The 21,552-nt window shown below is 60.3% G+C and carries 19 protein-coding genes; 12 read left to right on the top strand and 7 right to left on the bottom strand.

From position 1 onward, the window contains the following. The first annotated feature begins 343 nt into the window (after window positions 1–343). Together GSQ92_RS02245 and GSQ92_RS02240 are read left to right on the top strand one after the other, a co-directional pair. Entirely contained in the window at window positions 344–1,282 is a 939-nt protein-coding gene (locus GSQ92_RS02245; RefSeq protein ID WP_158804119.1) for an NADP-dependent oxidoreductase, read from the top strand. 160 nt (window positions 1,283–1,442) lie between these two features. Continuing rightward, window positions 1,443–2,360, top strand: coding sequence for an aminotransferase class IV (locus GSQ92_RS02240; protein ID WP_159012932.1), 918 nt, complete (start codon window positions 1,443–1,445; stop codon window positions 2,358–2,360). 52 nt (window positions 2,361–2,412) lie between these two features. On the opposite strand, the gene GSQ92_RS02235 is transcribed toward GSQ92_RS02240, so the two are convergent. After that, the gene (locus GSQ92_RS02235) at window positions 2,413–3,123 is read right to left on the bottom strand and encodes a GntR family transcriptional regulator (RefSeq protein WP_159012931.1); all 711 of its coding nucleotides are present in this window, start codon (window positions 3,121–3,123) and stop codon (window positions 2,413–2,415) included. 152 nt (window positions 3,124–3,275) lie between these two features. Here GSQ92_RS02235 and GSQ92_RS02230 point away from each other — a divergent pair, with 152 nt between their 5' ends. The 7 genes from GSQ92_RS02230 (at window position 3,276) to GSQ92_RS02200 (ending at window position 10,764) form a co-directional block, all read left to right on the top strand. Further along, window positions 3,276–3,425 (top strand): hypothetical protein, encoded by a 150-nt coding sequence (locus GSQ92_RS02230; RefSeq protein WP_159012930.1) that lies wholly within the window; start codon window positions 3,276–3,278, stop codon window positions 3,423–3,425. Further along, window positions 3,418–4,890, top strand: a complete 1,473-nt coding sequence (locus GSQ92_RS02225; protein ID WP_159012929.1) for a mannitol dehydrogenase family protein — start codon at window positions 3,418–3,420, stop codon at window positions 4,888–4,890. Before GSQ92_RS02230 ends, GSQ92_RS02225 begins: the two co-directional genes overlap by 8 nt. A gap of 3 nt (window positions 4,891–4,893) precedes the next feature. Next, the gene (uxuA, locus tag GSQ92_RS02220; protein WP_159012928.1) at window positions 4,894–6,090 is read left to right on the top strand and encodes a mannonate dehydratase; all 1,197 of its coding nucleotides are present in this window, start codon (window positions 4,894–4,896) and stop codon (window positions 6,088–6,090) included. 215 nt (window positions 6,091–6,305) lie between these two features. Next, window positions 6,306–7,328 carry an ABC transporter substrate-binding protein gene (locus GSQ92_RS02215; RefSeq protein WP_158804223.1) on the top strand — a complete coding sequence of 341 codons (1,023 nt, stop codon included), beginning with the start codon at window positions 6,306–6,308 and terminating at the stop codon, window positions 7,326–7,328. Between the two features lie 46 nt (window positions 7,329–7,374). Then, window positions 7,375–8,826, top strand: coding sequence for an ATP-binding cassette domain-containing protein (locus GSQ92_RS02210; RefSeq protein WP_159012927.1), 1,452 nt, complete (start codon window positions 7,375–7,377; stop codon window positions 8,824–8,826). Continuing rightward, complete coding sequence (locus tag GSQ92_RS02205; protein WP_254065744.1) at window positions 8,819–9,817, top strand: ABC transporter permease; 999 nt, start codon at window positions 8,819–8,821, stop codon at window positions 9,815–9,817. Before GSQ92_RS02210 ends, GSQ92_RS02205 begins: the two co-directional genes overlap by 8 nt. Window positions 9,818–9,819: 2 nt before the next feature. Further along, window positions 9,820–10,764: an ABC transporter permease gene (locus GSQ92_RS02200; protein ID WP_159012926.1), complete on the top strand. Its 945-nt coding sequence runs from the start codon at window positions 9,820–9,822 to the stop codon at window positions 10,762–10,764. Between the two features lie 138 nt (window positions 10,765–10,902). Here GSQ92_RS02200 and GSQ92_RS02195 read toward each other — a convergent pair whose 3' ends face one another. Genes GSQ92_RS02195 through GSQ92_RS02170 form a run of 6 tightly spaced genes read right to left on the bottom strand, consistent with a single transcriptional unit; the run spans window position 10,903 to window position 17,595 of the window. Next, complete coding sequence (locus GSQ92_RS02195; RefSeq protein WP_159012925.1) at window positions 10,903–11,997, bottom strand: autoinducer 2 ABC transporter substrate-binding protein; 1,095 nt, start codon at window positions 11,995–11,997, stop codon at window positions 10,903–10,905. 37 nt (window positions 11,998–12,034) lie between these two features. After that, window positions 12,035–13,000 carry an ABC transporter permease gene (locus GSQ92_RS02190; protein WP_158804128.1) on the bottom strand — a complete coding sequence of 322 codons (966 nt, stop codon included), beginning with the start codon at window positions 12,998–13,000 and terminating at the stop codon, window positions 12,035–12,037. Further along, window positions 12,997–14,046: an ABC transporter permease gene (locus GSQ92_RS02185; protein WP_158804129.1), complete on the bottom strand. Its 1,050-nt coding sequence runs from the start codon at window positions 14,044–14,046 to the stop codon at window positions 12,997–12,999. The genes GSQ92_RS02190 and GSQ92_RS02185 overlap by 4 nt, the downstream gene beginning before the upstream one ends. Continuing rightward, window positions 14,043–15,623 carry a sugar ABC transporter ATP-binding protein gene (locus GSQ92_RS02180; RefSeq protein WP_216856721.1) on the bottom strand — a complete coding sequence of 527 codons (1,581 nt, stop codon included), beginning with the start codon at window positions 15,621–15,623 and terminating at the stop codon, window positions 14,043–14,045. The genes GSQ92_RS02185 and GSQ92_RS02180 overlap by 4 nt, the downstream gene beginning before the upstream one ends. Then, a complete protein-coding gene (locus GSQ92_RS02175) occupies window positions 15,620–16,645 on the bottom strand; it encodes an aldo/keto reductase (RefSeq protein ID WP_159012924.1) in 1,026 nt (341 codons plus the stop codon). Before GSQ92_RS02175 ends, GSQ92_RS02180 begins: the two co-directional genes overlap by 4 nt. Continuing rightward, window positions 16,642–17,595 carry an alpha/beta hydrolase gene (locus GSQ92_RS02170; RefSeq protein ID WP_159012923.1) on the bottom strand — a complete coding sequence of 318 codons (954 nt, stop codon included), beginning with the start codon at window positions 17,593–17,595 and terminating at the stop codon, window positions 16,642–16,644. The genes GSQ92_RS02175 and GSQ92_RS02170 overlap by 4 nt, the downstream gene beginning before the upstream one ends. 263 nt (window positions 17,596–17,858) lie before the next feature. On the opposite strand from GSQ92_RS02170, the gene GSQ92_RS02165 reads away from it, so the two are divergent. The 3 genes from GSQ92_RS02165 to GSQ92_RS02155 all read left to right on the top strand — a co-directional run bounded on the left by GSQ92_RS02165 (window position 17,859) and on the right by GSQ92_RS02155 (window position 21,516). After that, complete coding sequence (locus GSQ92_RS02165) at window positions 17,859–18,602, top strand: FCD domain-containing protein (protein WP_159012922.1); 744 nt, start codon at window positions 17,859–17,861, stop codon at window positions 18,600–18,602. Window positions 18,603–18,849: 247 nt separating this feature from the next. Beyond that, window positions 18,850–19,995, top strand: coding sequence for a substrate-binding domain-containing protein (locus tag GSQ92_RS02160; RefSeq protein ID WP_159012921.1), 1,146 nt, complete (start codon window positions 18,850–18,852; stop codon window positions 19,993–19,995). Window positions 19,996–20,016: 21 nt separating this feature from the next. Further along, entirely contained in the window at window positions 20,017–21,516 is a 1,500-nt protein-coding gene (locus GSQ92_RS02155) for a sugar ABC transporter ATP-binding protein (RefSeq protein WP_159012920.1), read from the top strand. Window positions 21,517–21,552 lie beyond the last annotated feature (36 nt).

Below are 21,552 nucleotides of genomic sequence, written 5' to 3'. Positions count from 1 at the left end.
CTTGAGAGACGATACCCGCTCGGAAATAAGGTAGCTGTCGGGGTCGGGACGCAAGCTGAACCCGCGCCGTAAGGAACTGGGCGGCAGTTCTTTCATTCCGGGCTCCGGCCCTTTCGACGGCTATTGAGCCGGACATGCTACATCTTCCGAAAAATCATGTTCCGACGTGGCGTGTTGCAAGGTAAGTTCGCGATCCAAGACCATTGCGCCGCGGATCTCGGCTTCCGCAGGACACCGCTAGTTCCACGCTGACCGATCGCATCCTGGACCTTAGGCGGGTCGGTCCATTACCATTCCTGCGGGTGCCAAACGCGACTTGGCCTATTGGACGAAGGACGAAGCGATGCGCGCAGTGGGATTATTCATTCATGGCGGTCCTGAGGTTCTACGGGTCGTCGAATTGCCCGAAGTTCACGCCGGCTCTGGACAGGTGCGGGTCCGCGTGCGTGCAGCGACGGTCAACCCTACGGACGTGCTGGCCCGAGACGGGACACGCGCCGAACAGCAGAAGGCCGATCCGCCGCCTTACGTGCCGGGAATGGAGGCAGCGGGGATCGTCGATGAAGTTGGAAGTGGCGTTCCCGACAGGCTGAAGGTTGGGGACGCCGTCATCGCGATCGTTTTGCCCAAAGGCAGCCATGGTGCCTATCGCGAGCAAATTGTGCTTGATGCCCGATCGGTTGTGAAGGCACCTTCCGGAAAGCCTCACTCGGAGGCCTGCACCTTGCCGATGAACGGTCTGACGGCCCGGCTATCCCTTGATCTGCTCAAGCTGTCTCCGGGCCAGGTCATCGCAGTGACCGGCGCTGCGGGCGCTTACGGCGGCTACGTCATCCAACTCGCCAAAGCCGACGGGCTCACGGTCATCGCCGATGCTTCCGAAAAAGACGAAAAGCTGGTTGCATCGCTCGGGGCCGACATCGTTGTTAAACGAGGCGATGACGTCGCGTCGCGGATTCGCAGCCACTTTCCTCAAGGGGTCGACGGACTAGCAGACGGAGCGGTGCTCAATGAGCCTGTCATCTCCGCTGTTCGTGACGGAGGCGGCTTCACGTCTGTCCGCGGATTCCAAGGCATCCCGCAGCGGGACATCCACTTCACGACAACCTTTGTGCGTTCCTACGCGCAGGAGCTGGAGAAGCTCGATCGGCTCCGACAGGAGGTCGAGGCCGGCAGACTCACGCTTCGCGTGGCAGATGTCTATCCGCCGGAGATGGCGGCTGACGTCCATCGCCGGCTAGAGGCTGGCGGTACGAGAGGACGGCTCGTCATCCAGTTCTAGTCGGAAGGTGCCGTTTCAGCGCTGGCCGTCGGCCAATTTGCTGTTTCCATCGATGCCGCGCTATGAGGTCGTGGCTGCTGCGGCTTGTTCGTTTGTTGGCCGCTAGAGATTACAGCCGCAGCCATGTTCGCCGACCGTGAACTGCTTGGAGACACTCAGTATGGATCAATCCTCGTATACCGCTGGAGCAGCCTATGTGAAGGGCCGCTACCTCCCCATCGCAGAGGCCGCCATTCCAGTGACGGACTGGGGATTTACACGATCCGATGCGGTCTATGACGTTGTGCATGTATTCCAGGGCGGGTTCTTTCGACTTAGTGACCACCTAGATCGGTTCGAGCGTTCGATGGAATCCCGACGTCTTCGTCCCCCGGAAGACAGGTCTGCGATTGAGGCAGTGCTCCATCGCTGCGTTGCTCTCACCGGATTGCAAGATGCTTATGTAGCAATGGTCGCGCTGCGAGGGCGGCCGCGCACAGCCGGTTCACGGCGGCCGGCCGATTGCGAGAACCATCTCGTCGCTTACGCGCTACCATGGATTGATGTCATTCCGCCGGACGTGCAGGCTCGTGGTGCCCATCTTTGGATCGCTAGCACACCACGTGTTCCTGACGCCTCCGTTGATCCAACGGTGAAGAATTATCAATGGAGTGATCTGACTACCGGCCTTTTTGAGGCCCACGATAATGGCTACGATACCGCCGTGCTATGCGACGCAGATGGCTTCGTTACTGAAGGACCTGGCTTCAACATTTTCATCGTGAAGGACGGTCGGGTTCTGACCCCGGACCGCGGCAGCCTGCATGGGATCACGCGTCGGTCCGTCTTGGAACTTTGTGCAGAAATGGGGATCACAGCGACCATTGCGCCAATCCCGCGCGCTTTGCTCGAGGACGCCGACGAGGTTTTTTGCGCCACTACGGCCGGTGGCGTAATGCCGGTCTCACGCATCGGAAAGCGGATAGTTGGCAACGACCGACCCGGTGCACTTTCGTCAAAACTGAAGCAGGTCTATTGGCAGCGACACGCAGAAGGGTGGCACAGAACACAGGTCCGCCCCCTCGTGGCGATACCATGAGGACCGGCGGAGGCGCGCGAGACGCGCATCATTGACCTCCTTTCCGGATCCCTCAGGCGACATCGCAACTATCGAAATACTCCGGCAACCGTGCGACGAGTCGGGGGAGGGAGCTGAGAAGCTCTTCCAGATGCTTCTGCATCATGGCCTCCGCCGCATCCGGGTCGCGTGCCGCGATTGCGTCGACGATTGCAGCATGTTGGCGAATCAGTCGTGATGCCGGCGTTGCGTCGGGGAGGCTGAGGTATCGCACGCGGTCCATCTGTAGTTTGACGTTCTGCAATGTTCGCCAAACGCCCTCATGGGCCATGGATACAGCGAAAGCCCGGTGAAGATCGTCATCGAGCGCGAGAAAACGCGCATGATCACCCTCCCGAATAGCCGTCGTCTGCTCCCGAATCAGCGCGCGCATCTGTGCGATGTGGTGAGGTTTGGCCTGAAGCGCGGCCTCACGAACGACCGCCCGTTCCACTGCCGCACGCAGGAACCGTGCGCTATTGACACGCGCGACGGATATCCGGGTCACGATCGTGGCGCGTTGGGGCATGACACGCACAAGCCCCGCTTCCGTTAGTCGAATGAGCGCCTCACGTATCGGCTGGCGACTGACGCCGAGAAGTTCGGCCAAATCGTTCTCCGAGAGTCGCTCGCCGGGCCGGAAGACGTTTGTGACAATTCGCTCCTCGATGATCTTACGCACATGCAGGCCAATGGGGCCTAGCCCTTCAGACGGTCCAAGCTGCTGGGCGATCCCAATGCTCATCGACTAACTCCCAGACTGAGGCGACGAACGCGAGGCACGACAGCGCGGCGCCGACCATTGACCGTTTCAGTGCTCCACCGAGTTTCGACAAGTCTGCTTGACCTGGTGGCGCCCCTATGGTCAATCTAGCCGACTAGTATGAGAGATGGCAAATGGTCGAGGTCATCGTCGAACAGCCGTATCGGCTGGCGCTGATTTCCGGCCCCGACGAGGCGCTTGGGGCAACAGACGTCCTGGTTCGCGTGAGCAGGACCGGGATTTGTGGGCAACAAGCGAGGGGACAGTTGGCGTTCGATGCCTGACGTCTCAACCTCACCACGGTTGTCCCGCAAGACGCATCCGTCGCCGCGCGGTCCTGCTGACCGGCGTATCGTCCATCTCGGTATCGGGGCGTTCGCCCGCGCTCACCTGGCACTTTATGCCGAGGACGCGGAAGCGGCGGGTGGAGAGGCCTGGGATATCCTTGGCGTCAGTCTGCAGCGACCGGATCAGCGGGACCGCCTTGCCCCGCAGGACTATCTTTACACGGCGATCGAGCGCGGACCTCGCGGCAATACCGCCCGCATCGTCAATTGCCTCTCGGGGGTGTTGGTGGCGCCCGAGAACCCGAGCAACGTGCTAGACGCGCTCGCGGCACCCGCAACGGCAATTGTTACGCTTACGGTGACAGAAAAGGGTTATTGCCACGATCCCGCCAGCGGGCGCCTGAATCTGTCACACCCGGATATCGTGCATGATTTGGCCAAGCCTGATGCCCCGCGGACCGCTGTCGGTTTCATTGTGGAGGCGTTGCGTCGTCGGCGCCTTGCGGGCGTCAGACCCTTCACCGTGCTGAGTTGCGACAATCTTCCCGCCAACGGCCGGTTGCTCGCGGGACTTGTCGCCAACTTCGCCGAAGTCGGTGCCCCTGACCTCTCGGCCTGGATCGCAGCAGACGGCGCGTTCCCCTGCAGCATGGTCGACCGGATTGTTCCGGCGGCGGTGCCCGAGGATGCGGTTGAAGCTGCGATGCTCACCGGGTTCGCTGATGCGGCGCCGGTTTCGCACGAGCCTTTCCGCCAATGGGTGATCGAGGACCATTTTATTGATGGCCTGCGGCCGCGTTGGGAACGAGTCGGCGCGATGCTCACCGAGAATGTCGAGCCCTTCGAGCTCATGAAGCTGCGTCTACTCAATGGCGCGCATTCCGCGCTCGCCTATGTGGGCTATCTGGCCGGGCGCCAGACAATCGCCGAGGCAATGGCTGATCCAGTTCTTGCGGCGTTCGTAGATCGCCTCTGGGCGGAGGTGCTTTTGACTGTTCCGCCGCCACCTGAGACGGATCTGGTCGACTATACCCGCGGTCTGGCGGAGCGTTTCCGCAACCCCGCCATCCAGCACCGGACCTGGCAGATTGCCATGGACGGATCACAGAAGCTGCCCCAGCGCCTTTTAGGCTCGGTCCGCGATCGTCTGGCCCGTGGCCTGCCGATCCCCTGCCTCGCGCTGACCATTGCAGCCTGGTGCCGCTACGTCGGCGGCATCGATGAAACAGGCGCTGCGATCGATGTGCGCGACCCTCTTGCCGCTGGCCTCCGTGCCCGCATTGAGGGCGCCGGGTCCGAAGGGGCCGTTCGCGCTCTTCTGTCCGAAAAAGCGATTTTTGGCACCGACCTTGAGCGCCATGACGGCTTCATCCGGGCAATCGAAGGCGCCTATGCCCGCCTGGCGCGCGATGGCGCCAGAGTGACCGTCGAACGATATCTCCTGCACAAGAAGGACGCATAACGAATGGAGCAGACTTGGCGATGGTTCGGCCCGAGCGACATCGTGACGCTGCGCGATGTCGCTCAAACCGGCGCCACCGGCATAGTGACCGCGCTGCATGACATTCCCTACGGCGTCCTATGGACCCTCGAGAGCATCGAGGCGCGCAAGGGGTTGATTGAGGCGGATCCTGCGCTTGGGCTGCGCTGGAGCGTGGTGGAGAGCCTCCCGATCCATGAGGACATCAAACGCGGCAGCGGCGCTCTCGACGGGCATTTCGACGCCTATCGCCAGTCGTTGCGGAACCTGGCCACCGTGGGGGTTCGGACCGTCTGCTACAACTTCATGCCGATCCTGGACTGGACACGGACGCAGTTGCGGGCCCCGCTACCGGGCGGCGGCAATGCGTTGCGCTACAATGCCCACGAGATCGCGGCCTTCGACTGCTTCGTTCTCGCGCGTCCCAATGCTGAGGACGAATATGACGCGCCGCTGCTTGACCGCGCGCGGGTCTGGTTCAACGCTTCGGACGAGGCGGAGAGAGACGCGCTGCTGGCGGCGATCATGGCCGGGTTGCCCGGGGCGTACGACCGCTATGACGTCCCGAGTCTGCGACGCATACTCAACAGCTATCAGGGTATCGACAAAACCGCGCTACGCGCCAATCTCGTACGGTTTCTGAAAGAGGTTGTGCCCACAGCAGAAGAGGCGGGTATCCGCCTTTGCATCCATCCGGACGATCCTCCCCGTCCCATGTTCGGCCTCAGTCGCATAGCCTCGAGCGAAGACGACATCGCCTTTATTTTGAGTGCCATCGACAGCCCGGCGAACGGCTTGACGCTCTGCACCGGCTCGCTTGGCGCGGGACCGGCGAATGATTTGCCCGCCATCGCCAGACGCTTCGCGGACCGGACTTGGTTCGCTCATCTGCGCAATGTCCTCAAGGAGCCGGATGGCTCGTTTATGGAGGCCAATCATCTCGGTGGCGACGTTGCCATGGTGCCGGTAGTTCGCGCGCTGCTGGAGGCCGCCGGCCGACGCCGTGCGGCGGGCGACCCGCGCTGGCGCATCCCCATGCGCTCCGACCACGGGCACGAGTTGCTTGACGATGTTGGCAAGAAAACTCACCCGGGTTACCCGGTTATCGGTCGTCTCAAGGGGCTTGCCGAATTGCGCGGCGTCATGAATGCGGTGGCGGAAATCGATGGGCTGCCGCTGTGATTTAGTTCACTTCGGTAAACTGCCATGGTAGTATACTTTGCTTCTTCGGATTGAGATCCGGCTCAAAATTCGGCCGCGCGAATCGCGGCGCCGCACAACAGGGAGTGCGACCATTGATCCATAGCCAAGTAAACCCAGACGCTGCTGAAGCGCTACGTGGTCTGTGCATCGGCCTGACCAGGCAAGCGCTTCTAGCTTTCACTGCTCTTGTGGCGATGCCGCTTGCAGCGGAGGCCGCGGATGGACCCGGCACAACCAGCACCACGGGCAAGACCATCGCCTTGAGCAATTCCTACAATGGGAATTCATTCCGGCAAGTCATGGTCAAAGATTGGCAGAATGTCACCGCGCAAGAAATCGCCGCTAAGACGATCAAGGGCGCAACAGTCGTCAGTGCCAACAGCTCGGTCACTGAACAAGCGTCGCAGATTCAGAACATGATTCTGCAGGGCTACAACGGCATCGCCGTGTTGGCCGCGTCATCTTCCGCACTGAATGGTGTCGTCAAATCCGCCTGTGCCCAAGGGATCACCGTGGTTTCCTTCGCAGGCATCGTGACCGCATCCTGCGCTTGGCAGGTCAACTACGATTGGTCGTCCTATGGCAAACAGGAAATCGAATATATCGCCAAGCGCCTCAATGGGCATGGCAACATCCTTGAAATTCGCGGCATCGCGGGCGATTCCACGGACAAGGACATAAGCGACGGCGTACATGCCGCCATGACCGCCTATCCGGGCCTCAAGATCGTGGGCACGGTTTATGGCCAGTGGACCTCAACGGTTGCGCAAAAGGAGGTGAGCGGAATCCTGCCGTCGCTGCCGCAGGTGGATGCCGTCGTGACCCAAGGTGGGGACGGCTACGGCGCGGCCATCGCCTTCCAGAATTCCAATCGCAAGGTGCCCATCATCATCATGGGGAATCGGCAGGACGAACTGGCGTGGTGGAAGCAGGAACACGACAAGAATGGCTACGAGACCTTCGCCATTTCCGCGACGCCTAGCATTTCGCAGATCAGTTTCTGGGTCACGCAGCAGATCCTAGCCGGCAAAACCGTGCCGAAGAAAGTGATCGTGCCTCTGTTGCGCGTAGATCAAACCAATCTCGACGCCTATCTCAGGACGATTCCGCCTGGTGGAGTCGCCAACCCGCCCTATCCCAAAGATCTTGTTGTCAAGATCATCGATGCCAACACCAATCACTCGGCCATGCCGCCGGTTCCGCCGCCGGCTCCCTAACTATTGGTGCAATCGGAACGGACAGCGAGAACGGGTAGGTCGTTTGATGGCGCTATCGACTCTCCGCGAGCGACCCACACTTGAGCTTCGGGCAGCCGCCAAATCCTTCGGACCTGTTCGCGCACTCCGGGGGACGGACTTCTCCATTGTTGCCGGCGATGTGGTGGGGCTTGTCGGCCACAATGGTGCCGGTAAGTCCACGCTGATGAACATCATCGCGGGTGTCGTCGGCCGTGATGCAGGCGACTTCCTGATCGGCGGGACTGCGATCGGCGCAGACTACAGTCCAGCCAAGGCGCTGCGCCATGGTGTGCGCTGCGTATTCCAGGAATTGTCGTTGTGCCGGAATCTGGATCTGGCTGAGAATACACGCATGTTGCATGCGAGCCTGCGCGGCTTCGGCTGGCGCGGACGGGCAGGGCGACTGATCCACGGCATGCTCGAGGATATTTTTCCTGAGCATGGCATCCCGCTCAGGGCGAAGGTGGAGGACCTGTCTCTGGCGGAGCGCCAGATGGTGGAGATTGCCCGCGCCTATACCGATACCGACCTGCCGGCGCGGTTCGTCATCCTCGATGAGCCCACATCATCTCTCGGCCATGAGGCCACCGCACAATTGCTGCGGTTCATCCGGCGTGCAGCCGATCGCGGCGTTGCTTCCATCCTGATTTCCCACAGGCTCGACGAGATCCTCGAAGTCTGCGACCGCGTGGTGGTGATGGTCGACGGCGAGGTGGTGGGACGTCGTGAAGCGGCTGGTCTCAGGCGCCGGGATCTCGTCGGGATGATGGGCCATATCGAGACGCCGCTTGCGGAGGAGGCGACGCGGCGAAGCCTCGGTATCAAGCGCATCGCAACACCGGGCACGCCTGGGCAGGAACTGCCGATAGAGGCGTCGGCTGGAGAGGTCGTGGGCTTTGCCGGCCTAGACGGTCATGGTCAGCGCGAGCGGCTGCGCATGCTGTTCTTCGCCGCCGGTGGTGAGGGTGAAGCCGCGTATGTCGCGGGAGACCGCGGCGCTGAAGGCGTCTTTCCCCTCTGGTCGATCTGCGAGAACATGACCATCCGCAGCATTGCCGCCTTGCGCGACGGATTACTGATTTCCCGCGTGCGGGAGCGTGTGATGGCGCGGGATTGGGTTGACCGCATGAAGGTCAAAACCGACGGGATCGACCGCTTGCTCACCACACTTAGCGGCGGCAACCAGCAAAAAGTATTGTTCGCGCGTGCTTTGGCGACGGACGCGCCGATCATCTTCCTCGACGATCCCATGCGCGGCGTCGATGTGGGTACTAAGCGGGAGGTCTATCGCATGATCAGGGAGGAAGCGGCCGCCGGCCGCTGCTTCGTCTGGTTCGCCTCCGAGATCGAGGAAATGGCCAACTGCGATACCGTCTACATCTTTCATCAGCAGCGAGCGACGACACGGTTGCAGGGCACGGAGGTGACTTCCGCCCGCATCGTGCAGGCGTCCTTCGGGGAGGACGCCCTTGTCTGAGGTAGTCCGCCCGCCGCCGTCGGTGGGGATCGGCAAGAAGCGCCAGCCCGCTCGTCGCGCGGGCCATCGCATGAACCCTGACCATCTGCAGCTCGCGCTGCCCTTTATCGCGCTCGTCGTCATGCTGGTCGTCATCTTCGCGATCCGCCCCGCCGCGTTCAGCTATTTTGGCTTCGGACTGCTATTCAATTTGGCGGTCCCGCTCATTCTGGCTTCTATGGCTCAGATGCTCGTCATCTGCCTCGGTGACATCGATCTCTCGGTGGGCAACTTCGTTGGTTTTGTTACCTGCGTCGTGGCTGTCTTCCTGCGGGACAAGCCGTTCATCGCGATGTTGCTCTTGGCCGCGGGCATCGTCGCCTATGCCGCGGTCGGCGTGCTGATTCAGCTTCGGAGCCTACCCTCGATCATTGTCACGCTCGGGATGTCCTTCGTCTGGCTTGGCCTCGCCTTGTTGATTTTGCCGTCTCCTGGGGGCACGGCGCCGGACTGGCTCACGGCCACGATGGCGCTGCAAACGCCCTGGATTCCTCTACCACTGGTGATTGCCGTCGCCTTGGCGGCGGCTGGGCACTGGCTACTGAAGCGAAGCGCCTATGGCGTTGTTCTGCTGGGTGCAGGGGCGAATCCTCGTGCCGCCGCGCGCGCCGGCTGGTCGCTTTTGCAGGCCCGGATCATGATGTACGGCACTGCCGGGGGACTTGCCGTTCTGTCCGGCCTTGCGCTTTCCGGCCTCACCACCTCGGGCGACCCCAACATCGCGCCGACCTACACCCTGCTCGGCGTCGGCGCCGTCATCCTGGGCGGTGGCAGTTTCACAGGTGGCCTCGTCTCTCCGGTCGGAACGGTGGTGGGCGCGATGACGCTCTCGCTCGCCGGGTCACTTCTGAGTTTTCTCAATGTTCCGCCAGTTTGGCAGGTCGGAGCGCAAGGGGTCATTCTGTTTCTGGTTCTTGCCGGCCGAGTGTTCATCGGGCGCAGTGGGCGTTAATCATGCAAAGCCACTCGATCCGCCAATCCCCTTGGCTTTTCGGTTTCATCGGCGCGGCTGTTTTGTTTGTCGCGACCATTATCGTCTCCCGCGGGGGCGGTGCGAGTGCGACCTTCCATGCGGCCATGGCATTCAGCATCTTCAGTGTTCTCGTGGCGATCAGTCAGATGCTCGTGATCACCTCGGGTCCGGGTAATATCGACCTGTCCGTGCCCGCGGTTCTGACGCTCTGTGCCTATCTCGGCATGGGCGTGATGCACGGTTCCAACGCCTGGATACCTGTCGGATTGCTGGTTGTCGCGGCCGTGGGCTTGCTTGCGGGCGCCTTTAACTATGCCGCGATTCTGCTGTTGCGCCTGCCGCCGATCATCGCGACGCTAGCTTCCAGTTTTGTCTTCCAGTCACTTGCGATGAATGCCGGCGGCGATGCGACGATAAAGCCGCCATCGCTTCTGTCAGCTTTCACGAGCTTGAGCGTCGGACCGGTGAGTGTTCTGGCCGTCCTGGTGGTATTACTCACGATTGGCCTCGCGATTGGGCTAAAGCGCAGCTTGTTCGGCCGGCGCTTGCTGGCAACCGGGCAAAGTGAGGCTGCGGCGCGCTTCGCGGGGATCAGGACACGGCAGGTGCGGTTGATCAGCTACGCGGGCGCCGGGCTTTTTGCGGGACTTGCGGGGTTCCTTCTCGCAGGTTTCACCGGCGGGGCAGCCCTTAACATGGGCGATACCTATTTGATGGAGTCGATTGCTGTCGTCGTGTTGGGTGGCACGAGCGTCGCGGGCGGCCAGGCTAATGCGATCGGCATCTGGGGATCGGCTCTCTTCTTTAATTTGCTGACCATCATGCTGAACTCGTTCCGGACACCCGTGGGCCTGCGTTACCTGCTAACGGGTGCCATCATCATTCTGATTGTAACAGCCGCCACGCGTCCTTTGACGCGAACCTGAGAGAACGAACGATACCAGACGAATGTCGATCAAGGAATTGCGAAAGTCCGACAGCCAATCGAGAGACCCACCAACCGGTCGACAAGACACCGTATCCCGCGTTCCGTCCGTTCGCACCGCTCGGTGGAGCCTCTGAGGTCAGGTCATCGGAGTAGCCGTGTCGAAGTCGTCGTGTCCTTTGCTGAAAAAGAGCATCGAAGACAAATCGGCGACTGAGCCTTCCTCGATTGTTCGACTGCCTATGGTCGGCACGTCGACGGCAACACCCGCTGCGTTCTTGATCTTGCCGGACTTGAGAAGAATCGCGAAGTAGGTCGCCATGTAGCCGTATTTGTATGGGCTCCAGAGCGCGTATTGTTTGCAAGTGCCGCTGCTCAGATAGGTCTTCATCGTGCTTGGTAGGGCAAAACCCGTCGCGAAGACCTTACCGACACGATCCGTATCCTGAATCGCCTTGTTGATTGCTGGAGTACTGATGCCGGATCCGGATATGAAGAGCTTGAGGTCAGGATGTGCCTGCATCGCAGATGTGCCGATGGAGTAGCTCTTATCGGCGTCGTCGTTGGCGTAGAGCGTATCCACGAATTGGATCGACTTGAATTTTGGGTCTTTGGCGATGAGATCGTCGATCGCCTTTTTTTGTGAAATGAAATTCGCCACAGTGGGCGTCGGCGCGATCCAGATCGCCTTGCCGCCGTCAGGGGCGTTAGCCAGAGCCGACTCCAGCATCGCCCTCGCCTGCACGTCGAATGGTGCCATGTTGATGAAGAGATCTCGACCGGCGGGAGCGACATCGGCGTCGAATGTCACGACGATCGCGCCCCGCCGACGCGCCTGCTTCAGGGTCGGAACGGGCGCGTTGATATCAAGCGCCGCGATCACTATGCAGTCCGGCCTTTGAGGCACGATGTTTTGCAACACATGGACTTGACCCTCCACATCAGCGGTTGTGGTGCCGATATAGATCTGCTGCGCTCCTAGTTCTTTGCAAGCCTTTTCGCCTCCGGCCTTGGCCAGCTCGAAATAGACAAAGCCGGTGAACTTTGGCACGTTGAAGACTCTCAGTGGCGTGGCTGCGTCCGCACGACCAACCAAGACACCGGTATTTGCCAGCATGGCGCTGATAGTGGACATCGAAAGCCCGCTGGCCAGCATCAGCTGTAGCCATTTGCGCCGCGACATCCTCCCTTCATTCATAGCTTCGGTGCAGCGCCGGATCATTTCTTTATCCATCTTAGCTCTCCCTAAAGCGATTTATGAGATCTTAGTTCTACGAGTTCACGCCCAGCCGTTTCATCACGGTGGACCATGACCCGGCCTGCGCGATGAGCACGCTGACGATCAGCACTGTTCCGATCGCCAGAGTCTGCACAGATCCGGAAACGTTCGCGAGTCCCATGCCATTCTCCAATGTGCCAAGAAGCAACAGCGATAGGATGAGTCCAACGACGTTTCCCCTCCCTCCAAAAATGTCCACGCCTCCCAGCACGACCGCGGTGACAGTGAAGAGCAACATATCGCTCGCATTGTCGGCGCGCGCCGACTGGAACTGACCAATGTAGACAAGGGACGCGAGTCCGCTCATTGCGCCGGCGATGGTAAAGGCCACAATCTTGACCGCGTAAACGCGGATGCCCGACAGAAAGGCTGTCCGGGCGTTTAAACCGCAGGCAAAAAGTGCCCGGCCGAGCACTGTCCAGTGCATGACAAACCCGAACAGCAGCGCCGCGATCAACAATACGACCAAAGGAACGGGGACGATGCCCGATATGGACGCGGAACCTAGCCAGAAATACCCGGGGAGGAAGTCTGCGAAGCCCTGCTGACCGCCTAGCAGCAAGGCGATCGCCCGGTAGACACCCATTGCGCCGAGCGTAATCGCGAGGGACGGAAGACCCAAAAGGACCACCAAGACGCCGTTGAGAAGCCCGCACAGTCCACAGACAAAGAGCACTAGGGGAAATGCGAGCCAGACCGAGAACCCGGCCTGGGAGAGTTGGGCAAACAGGATATTGCCAAGCGCCATAATGGCGGGGAGCGAGATATCGATTTCACCGATCACGACGACTGCCATCAGCCCCAGCGCGATCAGCCCGACAACCGCGATTGACTGTTGCAACGAATAGGAAATTTGGTCGAATGAGAGATAAAAGGGCGAGGTGAAGCTAGCTACCGCACCCGCGAACACAAGGAGAACGACCAGCGTTGTCTCCCAGCCAGGAAGGCGGCGTATCACGAGAATCTCCGATCGCGCATCATTTTGAGCACCATCCTGAGTCGACGCTGCAGCAAAGCGTCAACGACGACCGCCACAACGATCGCGGCGCCCTGCATAAGCTCGCGGGCGAACTCCGATGCCCCGAGCAGGACGAGACCGTTGTCGAGCGTCGCGAGCGTGACCGCACCAATGGCCGCGCCAAGCGCTGTGCCGGATCCACCGAGAACGCTGACACCGCCCACGACGACAGCCGCCAACGCCGTCAGTTCCAGGCCCTGAGCCAGATAGGGCACGATCCAGCTCGCGCGCGCCGCGAAAAGGAAGGCGGCGAGGCCGGTGAGCATTCCGGCCATCGTGTAAGCGGTAAAAACCACCCGGCGTGCATTGAGGCCATAGAACACTGCGGCTTCCGGGTTCGACCCGATTGCGTAGATTTGACGACCAATGCGCAGCTTTCCAAGCATCAGGCTCGCAAGTACGACCACGGCGCTAGCAACGAGCAAAAGTGTCGATATGCCGAATATGTGACTGGTCGCCGTGCGTTCGACCCAAGGAGGCAGGTCCGACCCGTTAATCTGGCCGCCATTTGCGTAAAGGAAAGCGAGACCTCGAAAGACCGACATCGTGCCGAGCGTCGCCACCACTGAAGGAAGGCGGCCATAAGCTACGAGCACGCCGTTGATCGCCCCGCAGATTGTGCCGATCGCGACTGGCGCCAAAATCAGAATAGGTCCGGCGTGGGGAAAGTGTCGCACAATGTCGAGGCCGACATACGAGGCGAGTGCGACGGTTGAGCCAATGGAAAGATCATAATTCCGCGTGATGACGACAATCGCCTCAGCACAAGCGACGACGACCAGGATTGCCCCGTTTAGCGCGATGGTATTGACGTTGCCGAGGGTCGCGAAATTGGGCGCGAGCCCTGAGAAGAGCAATCCGAGCAGAACCAGGAATACCGAAACTCCAAGGGCCCGGTTCCGCAATAGGCCAACGCCTGCCCGGTTCAGGGGCGCCACCACGAGGGATTCCGCCTGCAGGGCGCCCGGTGTGGAGCGCCTTTTCATCGGCCCAGTTCTCTGCGCCGCGACGCCGCGCTCATGATAGCCTCTTGCGTCGCGTCGGCGCGGCTGAAGACACCCGTGATGCGTCCATCCGCAACCACTATAACGCGGTCTCCCATCCGCAGAACTTCCGGCAGGTCGGAGGAAATAAGCAAGATGGCGAGCCCGCGCTCGGCCAATGAACGCACGATAGCGTGGACCTGCGCCTTGGTGCCGATATCTATACCGTGCGTCGGTTCATCGAGAATCAGCACGCCCGGATTCATCGCTAGCCACTTTGCGAGAACGACCTTCTGGCGGTTGCCGCCTGAGAGCGTCGCCACAGCTTGATCGATGGTTTGCGCCTTGATCTGTAAGTCCGCGGCGTAGCGGCGGCTCACATCCCGCTCTCGGGCCGGGCTTACGACACCAAAATGCGAAAGCCGGCCCATTATCGGCAGCACAAGGTTCCGCATGATGGAGAGGCGGGGAATGAGGCCCTCGCCGTCACGGTCCTCGGGTAGATAGGCCAGGCCCAGGGATAGCATTTGACGCGGATTGGAAACTTTGGTCAGTTTGCCGTCGACAAAGATTTGCCCGGAAGTCGGCGGTGTCGCGCCAAAGATCGTTTGCGCGATCTCGCTACGCCCTGCGCCGACCAGTCCAGCCATCGCGACGACTTCACCTGCCCGAACGTCGAATGAAACGTTCTCGAAGACTCCACGCTGGGCAAGACCGCGGACGCTGAGACGAACCTCGCCGAGATGGCTCGGCACAGCGCGTGGCGTCTCAGCCGCCAATTCGGTACGGCCGGGATAGAGGTCCTCAATGGAGCGGCCAACCATTAGGCGAACGACGGCGGCCTCGTCGAGCTCGGCTGCCGCCCTTGTTGTTACATGCTGACCATCGCGTAACACCGTGACACTGTCGACTAGGTCCTCGAGTTCCTCAAGGCGATGGGAGATGAAGACAATCGAGGTGCCTCGATCACGCAGTCGCCGAACCACCCGAAAAAGGCGTTCGGTCTCTGAAGGCGTCAAAGCCGCCGTGGGCTCATCGAGAAAAAGGAGCCGATCGACGCCTTCGGCCATTGCTCGGGCGAATTCGACGAACTGCATCTCCCCGATCGAAAGGCCGGCTACCATTGCGGTTGGGCTAAGTCCGGCTTCGAGATCGCAAAGCAGTTCGGCAGAGCGGTCATACATACGTCGCCGGTCGATAGTGCCCAGGCGGTGCAGCGGCTGGACTCCCATGAAGATATTCTCAGTCACATCAAGATGTGGAAACAGCTTCGGGTCCTGGTAGACGGCAACAACCCCAGCCCGCCGAGCCTCCATGGGTGTTCGGAATAGTCGGGGAACACCGTCTAGGAAGACTTCGCCGTGGTCAGCGACGTGAAGGCCGGAGACAATCTTGACCAGTGTCGATTTTCCTGCCCCGTTTTCACCGAGCAAGGCATGAATTTCGCCCGGCGCAATGTCGAAGCTGACAGCGCGGAGGGCGTGAATCCCCCCAAAGCTTTTGCTTAACTGCGATACGGACAGCCGGGCCACGCCCGATCCGGCTGAACCTTCCAGCACCGTACCGGGCGTGGCTATCACGCAGGCACCCGCGCGGCGTCCGGCATCAGCCCTTCGCGCTTTAGCTCGGCCCAAAGATCCGGCGGAACCTCCGTCCGCATGAGGCCAGCGTTTCGCTGCACTTGCTCCGCAGAAATGGCGCCGGGGATCATCGACGCAACGCAGGGGTGGCCTAAGGGAAATTGAAGTGCCGCCGCGGCGATCGGAACGCGGTGACGTCGGCAGACCGCCTCGATCCCCGAGACGCGCTCCATGATCTCCGGCGGCGCAGACTTATAATTATAAGTCGCGCCAGCCACAGCACCGGTTGCAAGAATTCCGGAATTATAGGGTCCGCCCAGAAGGATGCTGATGTTGCGCCGCTCGCAGAGCGGCAATAACTCGTCGAGCGCCGCATGCTCAAGCAAGGTGTATCGTCCAGCAAGCAGGAAGCAATCGATATCACAGTCGCGTGCGAAGCGGAGACATGGCTCGATCTCGTTGACGCCGAGTCCGATGGCCCTGATCACTCCGGCGCGGCGAAGCTCTTCCAGTGCTCTGTATGCCCCGTCAACAGCGACACGAAAGTGCCGTTCGTAGCTTTCAGGTCCGTGGGTCCAAACGTCGACATCGTGGATATGCAGTATGTCGATGGTGTTCAGCCCAAGGCGCTGGAAACTTTGTTCCAGAGACCGCAGCGTGGCGTCATAGCTGTAGTCAACCACCGGCTCGAAGTTGAGACCGCCGACGAACCAGCCCCGATCGATTTCGCCCGGCGGTCGCGGACGCAACCAGCGCCCGACCTTGGTTGACAGAACAAAGCTGTTACGTTCCTTGCTTCGCAGGACATGGCCGAAGCGATGCTCAGACAGGCCGTGACCGTATAACGGAGAGGTGTCGAAAAGCTTCAGCCCGATCTGACATGCAGCTTCGACCGTCGCGAGAGCCTCCTCCTCGACCAGACGGCTCGAGAAATCGCCAAGAGGAGCGCCTCCCAGCCCAAGCTGGCTGACCCTCAGACCCGTCGTTCCGATTTCCCGGGTGGCTAGAGGATCGATGATCATTCGTGATTTCCGATTTGGTGACGAAGGAACTTTCCCATGTCGTGAATAGCGCGCTCAGCTATGACGGCTCCCACGGCGCCAGCGGCTTCCACGAAGCCGTGTACGGTTCCGGGGTACACTCTCACCGAGAGTTCGTTCCCCGCAGCGCCCAGCCTGTCAGCGACGGCGATGTTCTCGTCATAGAGTATGTCGTATTGAGCGATGGTCATCATGACCGGCGGCAAGCCAGTAAGATCGGCATGCAACGGGCTCGCTAGCGGGTCCCCGCGCTCAGCGGCATTCGGCACATAATTATCCCAAAACCAGCGCATGCGCGCTGTGGATAGCGGTAGATCGCCACCCCCGAACGCACGGTGGGATGGTGAGTCGTATCGATCAACATAAGAACCGTAGATGAGGCCTAGCGCGCGAAGGTTGTTCTCGGCCGCATCTCGCAACATCAGCGCGAGGGCCAGCGCAAGATTGGCACCAGCGGAATCTCCACACAGAGCGAAACTCTTGGCCAAACCAAAATCGGCGGATCGTCGGGTAAGCTCTGCGATAAAATCTTGCAATCGGAGCAGTGGTAGCGGAAACGAGCTTTCGGGCGCCCGCGGATAGTCGACCAACATGACGGGCCTTCCGCTCTCCAGTGCAAGCCTTCGAGCCAAGTTGTCGTGCGTGTCGATGTCGAGCAGCGTCCATCCTCCCCCGTGGAGGTAGATCGTGGCCGGCTCAAGAGCGTCCGTGCTAACGGGATGGTGCAGGCGACAACGCAGGCCCTCAAGCTCCATCTCCCGCGTCGCGGCCATCGTTGGTCCCCCATCATTCCAGGGGAGCCGTAGCGCTCGCGCGCTTTCGCGCAGCGTCTCCAACGGCACTGCACTGGCGTCAATCTGCCCCAACCCTTCGGCCAGTCGGACGAAGCTTGCAATCTCTGGGTCAAGATCGATGGCGCGCGGCTCGCTCAATGGGAAGCCGCAAAGCGATCTGCGAGCGTGTTCCGTCCATCCGGTCTGATGAGATATTGACCGAGACGGCTAATCTCACGCCGGTAGTCGATTGTACAGATCGGAGACAAGTCTCCGGTCCATTGACCAGAACAAGGCGTTGGCACAGAATTTCCCCCGTTTTCCGCGCTAGCCCTCTACAGGGGCTTTTATCGTTAGGCGCGATACTGCATAATCTGGTCTGACAGGTCAAGGGTCTCGAAGCATGGGCAGGGCGACTGACGATGGCTGATACACCGGCAAGGTTTCCAGCCGCGCGCCGCAAACGTTATGAGGAAATTGCGGAACACCTTGAACTGCAGATCTTCTCGGGTCGGCTCCTGGAGGGAGAAAAGATTCCATCCGAGCGTGAATTGATGGAGCAGTTCGGGGTTGGTCGATCGACGGTGCGGGAAGCGCTCTTCTCACTTCAGCGCAAAGGACTTCTCTCGGCTCGTGCTGGTGCCGCGGCTCGCGTGACCAAGCCGACGCCGCAAACGATTGTCAGCGATCTCTCAGGCGCTGCCCGCCATTTTCTGAATCAGCCCAATGGTGCCCGGCATCTCCAGCATGCCCGTGCTCTGCTGGAAATTGGTCTTACGCGTGAGGTTGCCTTACGCGCCAGTGACGATGATCTTTCGACTCTGAGCGAGGCACTTGAGGCTAATCGCTCGGCTATCGAAGGTAGCCAGAAAGCCTTTGAGCACACCGACCTCATGTTTCACTACACGCTCGCGATGATCGCCCACAATCCAATTTTTACGTCGCTAAACCACGCCCTGAACGAATGGCTTGCTGAACAACGCTCCATGTCTGCGCGTGCAGGTGCAACCCGGATGGAGGTGTATCAACAGCATAAAGCCGTTTACGACGCCATCCTCGCCCGCGATCCCGTCGGCGCCCAGGCGGCAATGGAGGTGCATCTCGCGGCCGTGTACCGCAACTACTGGAAAGCCCTTCAGCCGCTGGAAACGGGGACGGAGTACTAGCCGAGGTCGCCGCCTGACGCTGGACAGGGCCGCCCGTCAGGCGGCGGCAACTCGCACGTGCGCTGAAAATCACACCTGTCAGACCATCCTGGGCGAAACCGGCAGGCCGACTAGTGTTCGGCCGGTGGTGGTCGTCGTCTCGGTTGATGATAGCGAATAAACCGTCCATGTCTCAGCCCAGAAGGTTTATCATCTCCCTTGAAAAACGCGAAAAATCCTGTAAGACCATATATCAATCGCGCCTGATATGAGCGTGCTGTGGAAGGGTCTGAGCAAAAGACCCCTTTGGGAGGCCGGGATGAGAACGGGGTTAAAGTTTGTCGCAAGCGCGATACTTCTTTCCACGATATCGGGCGTCGCCTTCGCTGACGACATTGTTGCGAGCGCACAGCATGATCTCGTCATCTATGCCGGGCCGCAAAATGGCTGGCATGGGCCAACCAGCGCGCCCAAACCGATCGCCGGAAAGAAGATCGCGTTCATCTCAAACGATGAAAGCAATGATGCCAACCATGCCTGGGGTGTCGCGATCACCGAAGCCGGGAGGAAAATCGGCTGGGATGTGACTGTCATCGACGGCAAAGCGACTCCCGTAGGCTGGAACACGGCCTTTAATCAGGCAATTGCATTGAAGGTCGATGGCATCATCACCTCCGCCGACGCAAAAAGTCTGAAGGATGCGATCGCCGAAGCAGAGGCACGCAATATTCCAATTGTCGGCATTCATGCCGCGGCGCTTCCAGGGCCAGACAAGGAGCTTGGATTGTTCACGAACATTCAGGAGGACCCTCGCGACATTGGCAAAGCACAAGCCGATTGGATCATCGCGGACTCGAATGGCCATGCAAGGGTTGTCGTAACCAGTCACAATGAATTTGCTATCGCTGAAACTAAAAGCCGAGCGGTTGTGGAGCGCCTGAAAGCCTGCGCCGGGTGCAAACTTCTCGACTATGTTAACTCACCCATCGCTGAAGTCGCCCAGCGTCAACCCCAACTGGTTCTCTCTTGGGTACAGAGATACGGAACTCCGCTCTATGTGACGGCCGTCGCTGACTATACGCTTGACTTCCAGGTTCCCGCTTTGCGAGGCGCGATGATCGACCATTCGGCTGTTAAGCTCATCGGCGCGGATGGACAGCGCTCAGCCTATGAGCGCATCCGTAGTGGTCAGTATCAGGCGGTAACAGTGTCTGAACCAACAGAAATGCAAGCGTATCAGGCGATTGATGAGCTGAACCGTGCGCTTCACAACATGCCGCCGAGCGGATTTATTCAAGCGCCGTATCTTGTCACACCTCAGAATGTTAACGCTGAGGGGGGCGACAAAGACGCATTTGCGCCGAGCAACGACTACAAGAAGCACTACCTTGAGATTTGGGGCATCGAACCCTGAGTCTGTCGAGATAATCGCAACATGACGGTGCCAGCTACCCATCAAGACGGGGAAGGCGTGCTGCTACTGGTCGAGGGAGTCAGCAGACGATTCGGCGGCACGCAGGCCCTGCAAGGTGTTAGCTTCACGCTGCGCTCTGGCGAAGTTCATGCGCTTCTCGGCGAGAACGGCGCAGGCAAATCGACGCTCATCAAAATACTCGCCGGGATCTATACCGCGGACAGCGGGGAAATCACGGGCCCTTGCGGCTCCACGCCGCCACTGCAGCCTATTCCGGGTATCTCCTTCGTTCACCAGGATCTTGGTCTTGTGCCCACGATGTCCGTTGCGGAGAACATCGCTCTCGGCACGGGTTTCGTGCGGCGCGGCGGACTTATCGATTGGTCGATGGCAGATCGCAGGGCGAGAGACGCGCTCTCCGCGATGGGTTGCGATATTCGAACCGACGAGCTGGTCGGCCGGCTGGCGGCGGCCGACAAATCGATGGTTGCCATTGCTCGGGCTGTGGCAGTCAGGGCTCGCATCCTTGTGCTGGACGAACCGACGGCAACCTTACCTGAACGAGAGGTCGCGACGCTCCACGCTGTGCTGGCTCGTCTTAAGGCCGAAGGGCTCGGAATTCTCTACGTCACCCACAGGCTGGACGAGGTGTTTCGCTTCGCCGATCGCGCCAGCGTGTTACGTGACGGCCGACTCCAGGTCACCGCAGAACTGTCTAAGCTCACGCCGAAGAGCGTGATGAGGCACATCGTCGGCCGGGATCTCGACCAGCTCTTTGCGAAAAGATCACGCAGCGCGGGAAAGATCGTCCTGGAGGTGCGCGATCTTTGCTCCTCTCATGTCGGACCCGCTTCTTTCTCGGTCGCACAAGGTGAGGTCGTTGCCCTCGTCGGGTTACGTGGCTCTGGGAACGATGTGGTGGGACGGATGCTCTTCGGTGATATCACGCCAGTAAGCGGCAGTGTCTCGGTCGACGGGAAAACCGTGGCCCTCCGGTCTCCCGAAGACTCGATCGCCGCCGGCCTGGGCTTTGTTTCGAGTAAGCGTGTCGAGGAAAGCATCTGCATGGGTCTCTCCTTGCGCGAGAACCTATTCATCCATCCCGGCACCGCCAATCTTGCTAGTATAGGAACGCGTCACGAAAGGTCGATGTCCGACGGGGTCTTGAGAGACTTCGATGTCCGGCCGCCCGAAGCCGAGCGTCTTATCGCTACGCTTTCCGGCGGCAACCAGCAGAAAATCGTCTTGGCGCGCTGGCTCGCTGTAGGCCGCAAAGTTCTTGTTCTCGAGGAACCCACGATTGGCGTCGATGTCGGAGCCAGGTCGGAAATCTATCGAATGCTGGAGGACGCGCTGTCGGACGGATTAGCGGTAGTTCTCATATCCTCGGATTTCGATGAAGTGGTCGGGCTCAGCGACCGGGCTATCGCTTTTGACCGCGGCATGCAGATTGCCGTGATTGAGTCGGCGGAATTGACCGTTGGCCGCGTCTCCACGCTCTCCGCAGGGGCGGTGGAATGATCTTAGATCCTCTGGCCATGGCTTCTCGCAGCCAGA

It is taken from the genome of Acidisoma sp. S159 (assembly GCF_009766125.1).
Classification (GTDB): Bacteria; Pseudomonadota; Alphaproteobacteria; order Acetobacterales; family Acetobacteraceae; genus Acidisoma.
Note: the sequence above shows the minus strand (reverse complement) of the source record. Positions and strands in the feature narration are given on the sequence as shown.

Bases quoted from the DNA above. Each gene is read 5' to 3' on its own strand.
- GSQ92_RS02175 (WP_159012924.1), bottom strand. From the start codon at position 16,645: ATGATCATCGATCCTCTAGCCACCCGGGAAATCGGAACGACGGGTCTG.
- GSQ92_RS02245 (WP_158804119.1), top strand. From the start codon at position 344: ATGCGCGCAGTGGGATTATTCATTCATGGCGGTCCTGAGGTTCTACGG.
- uxuA (WP_159012928.1), top strand. From the start codon at position 4,894: ATGGAGCAGACTTGGCGATGGTTCGGCCCGAGCGACATCGTGACGCTG.
- GSQ92_RS02160 (WP_159012921.1), top strand. From the start codon at position 18,850: ATGAGCGTGCTGTGGAAGGGTCTGAGCAAAAGACCCCTTTGGGAGGCC.
- GSQ92_RS02185 (WP_158804129.1), bottom strand. From the start codon at position 14,046: ATGAAAAGGCGCTCCACACCGGGCGCCCTGCAGGCGGAATCCCTCGTG.
- GSQ92_RS02200 (WP_159012926.1), top strand. From the start codon at position 9,820: ATGCAAAGCCACTCGATCCGCCAATCCCCTTGGCTTTTCGGTTTCATC.
- GSQ92_RS02195 (WP_159012925.1), bottom strand. From the start codon at position 11,997: ATGGATAAAGAAATGATCCGGCGCTGCACCGAAGCTATGAATGAAGGG.
- GSQ92_RS02225 (WP_159012929.1), top strand. From the start codon at position 3,418: ATGCCTGACGTCTCAACCTCACCACGGTTGTCCCGCAAGACGCATCCG.
- GSQ92_RS02230 (WP_159012930.1), top strand. From the start codon at position 3,276: ATGGTCGAGGTCATCGTCGAACAGCCGTATCGGCTGGCGCTGATTTCC.
- GSQ92_RS02155 (WP_159012920.1), top strand. From the start codon at position 20,017: ATGACGGTGCCAGCTACCCATCAAGACGGGGAAGGCGTGCTGCTACTG.
- GSQ92_RS02215 (WP_158804223.1), top strand. From the start codon at position 6,306: ATGCCGCTTGCAGCGGAGGCCGCGGATGGACCCGGCACAACCAGCACC.
- GSQ92_RS02210 (WP_159012927.1), top strand. From the start codon at position 7,375: ATGGCGCTATCGACTCTCCGCGAGCGACCCACACTTGAGCTTCGGGCA.
- GSQ92_RS02235 (WP_159012931.1), bottom strand. From the start codon at position 3,123: ATGAGCATTGGGATCGCCCAGCAGCTTGGACCGTCTGAAGGGCTAGGC.
- GSQ92_RS02165 (WP_159012922.1), top strand. From the start codon at position 17,859: ATGGCTGATACACCGGCAAGGTTTCCAGCCGCGCGCCGCAAACGTTAT.
- GSQ92_RS02240 (WP_159012932.1), top strand. From the start codon at position 1,443: ATGGATCAATCCTCGTATACCGCTGGAGCAGCCTATGTGAAGGGCCGC.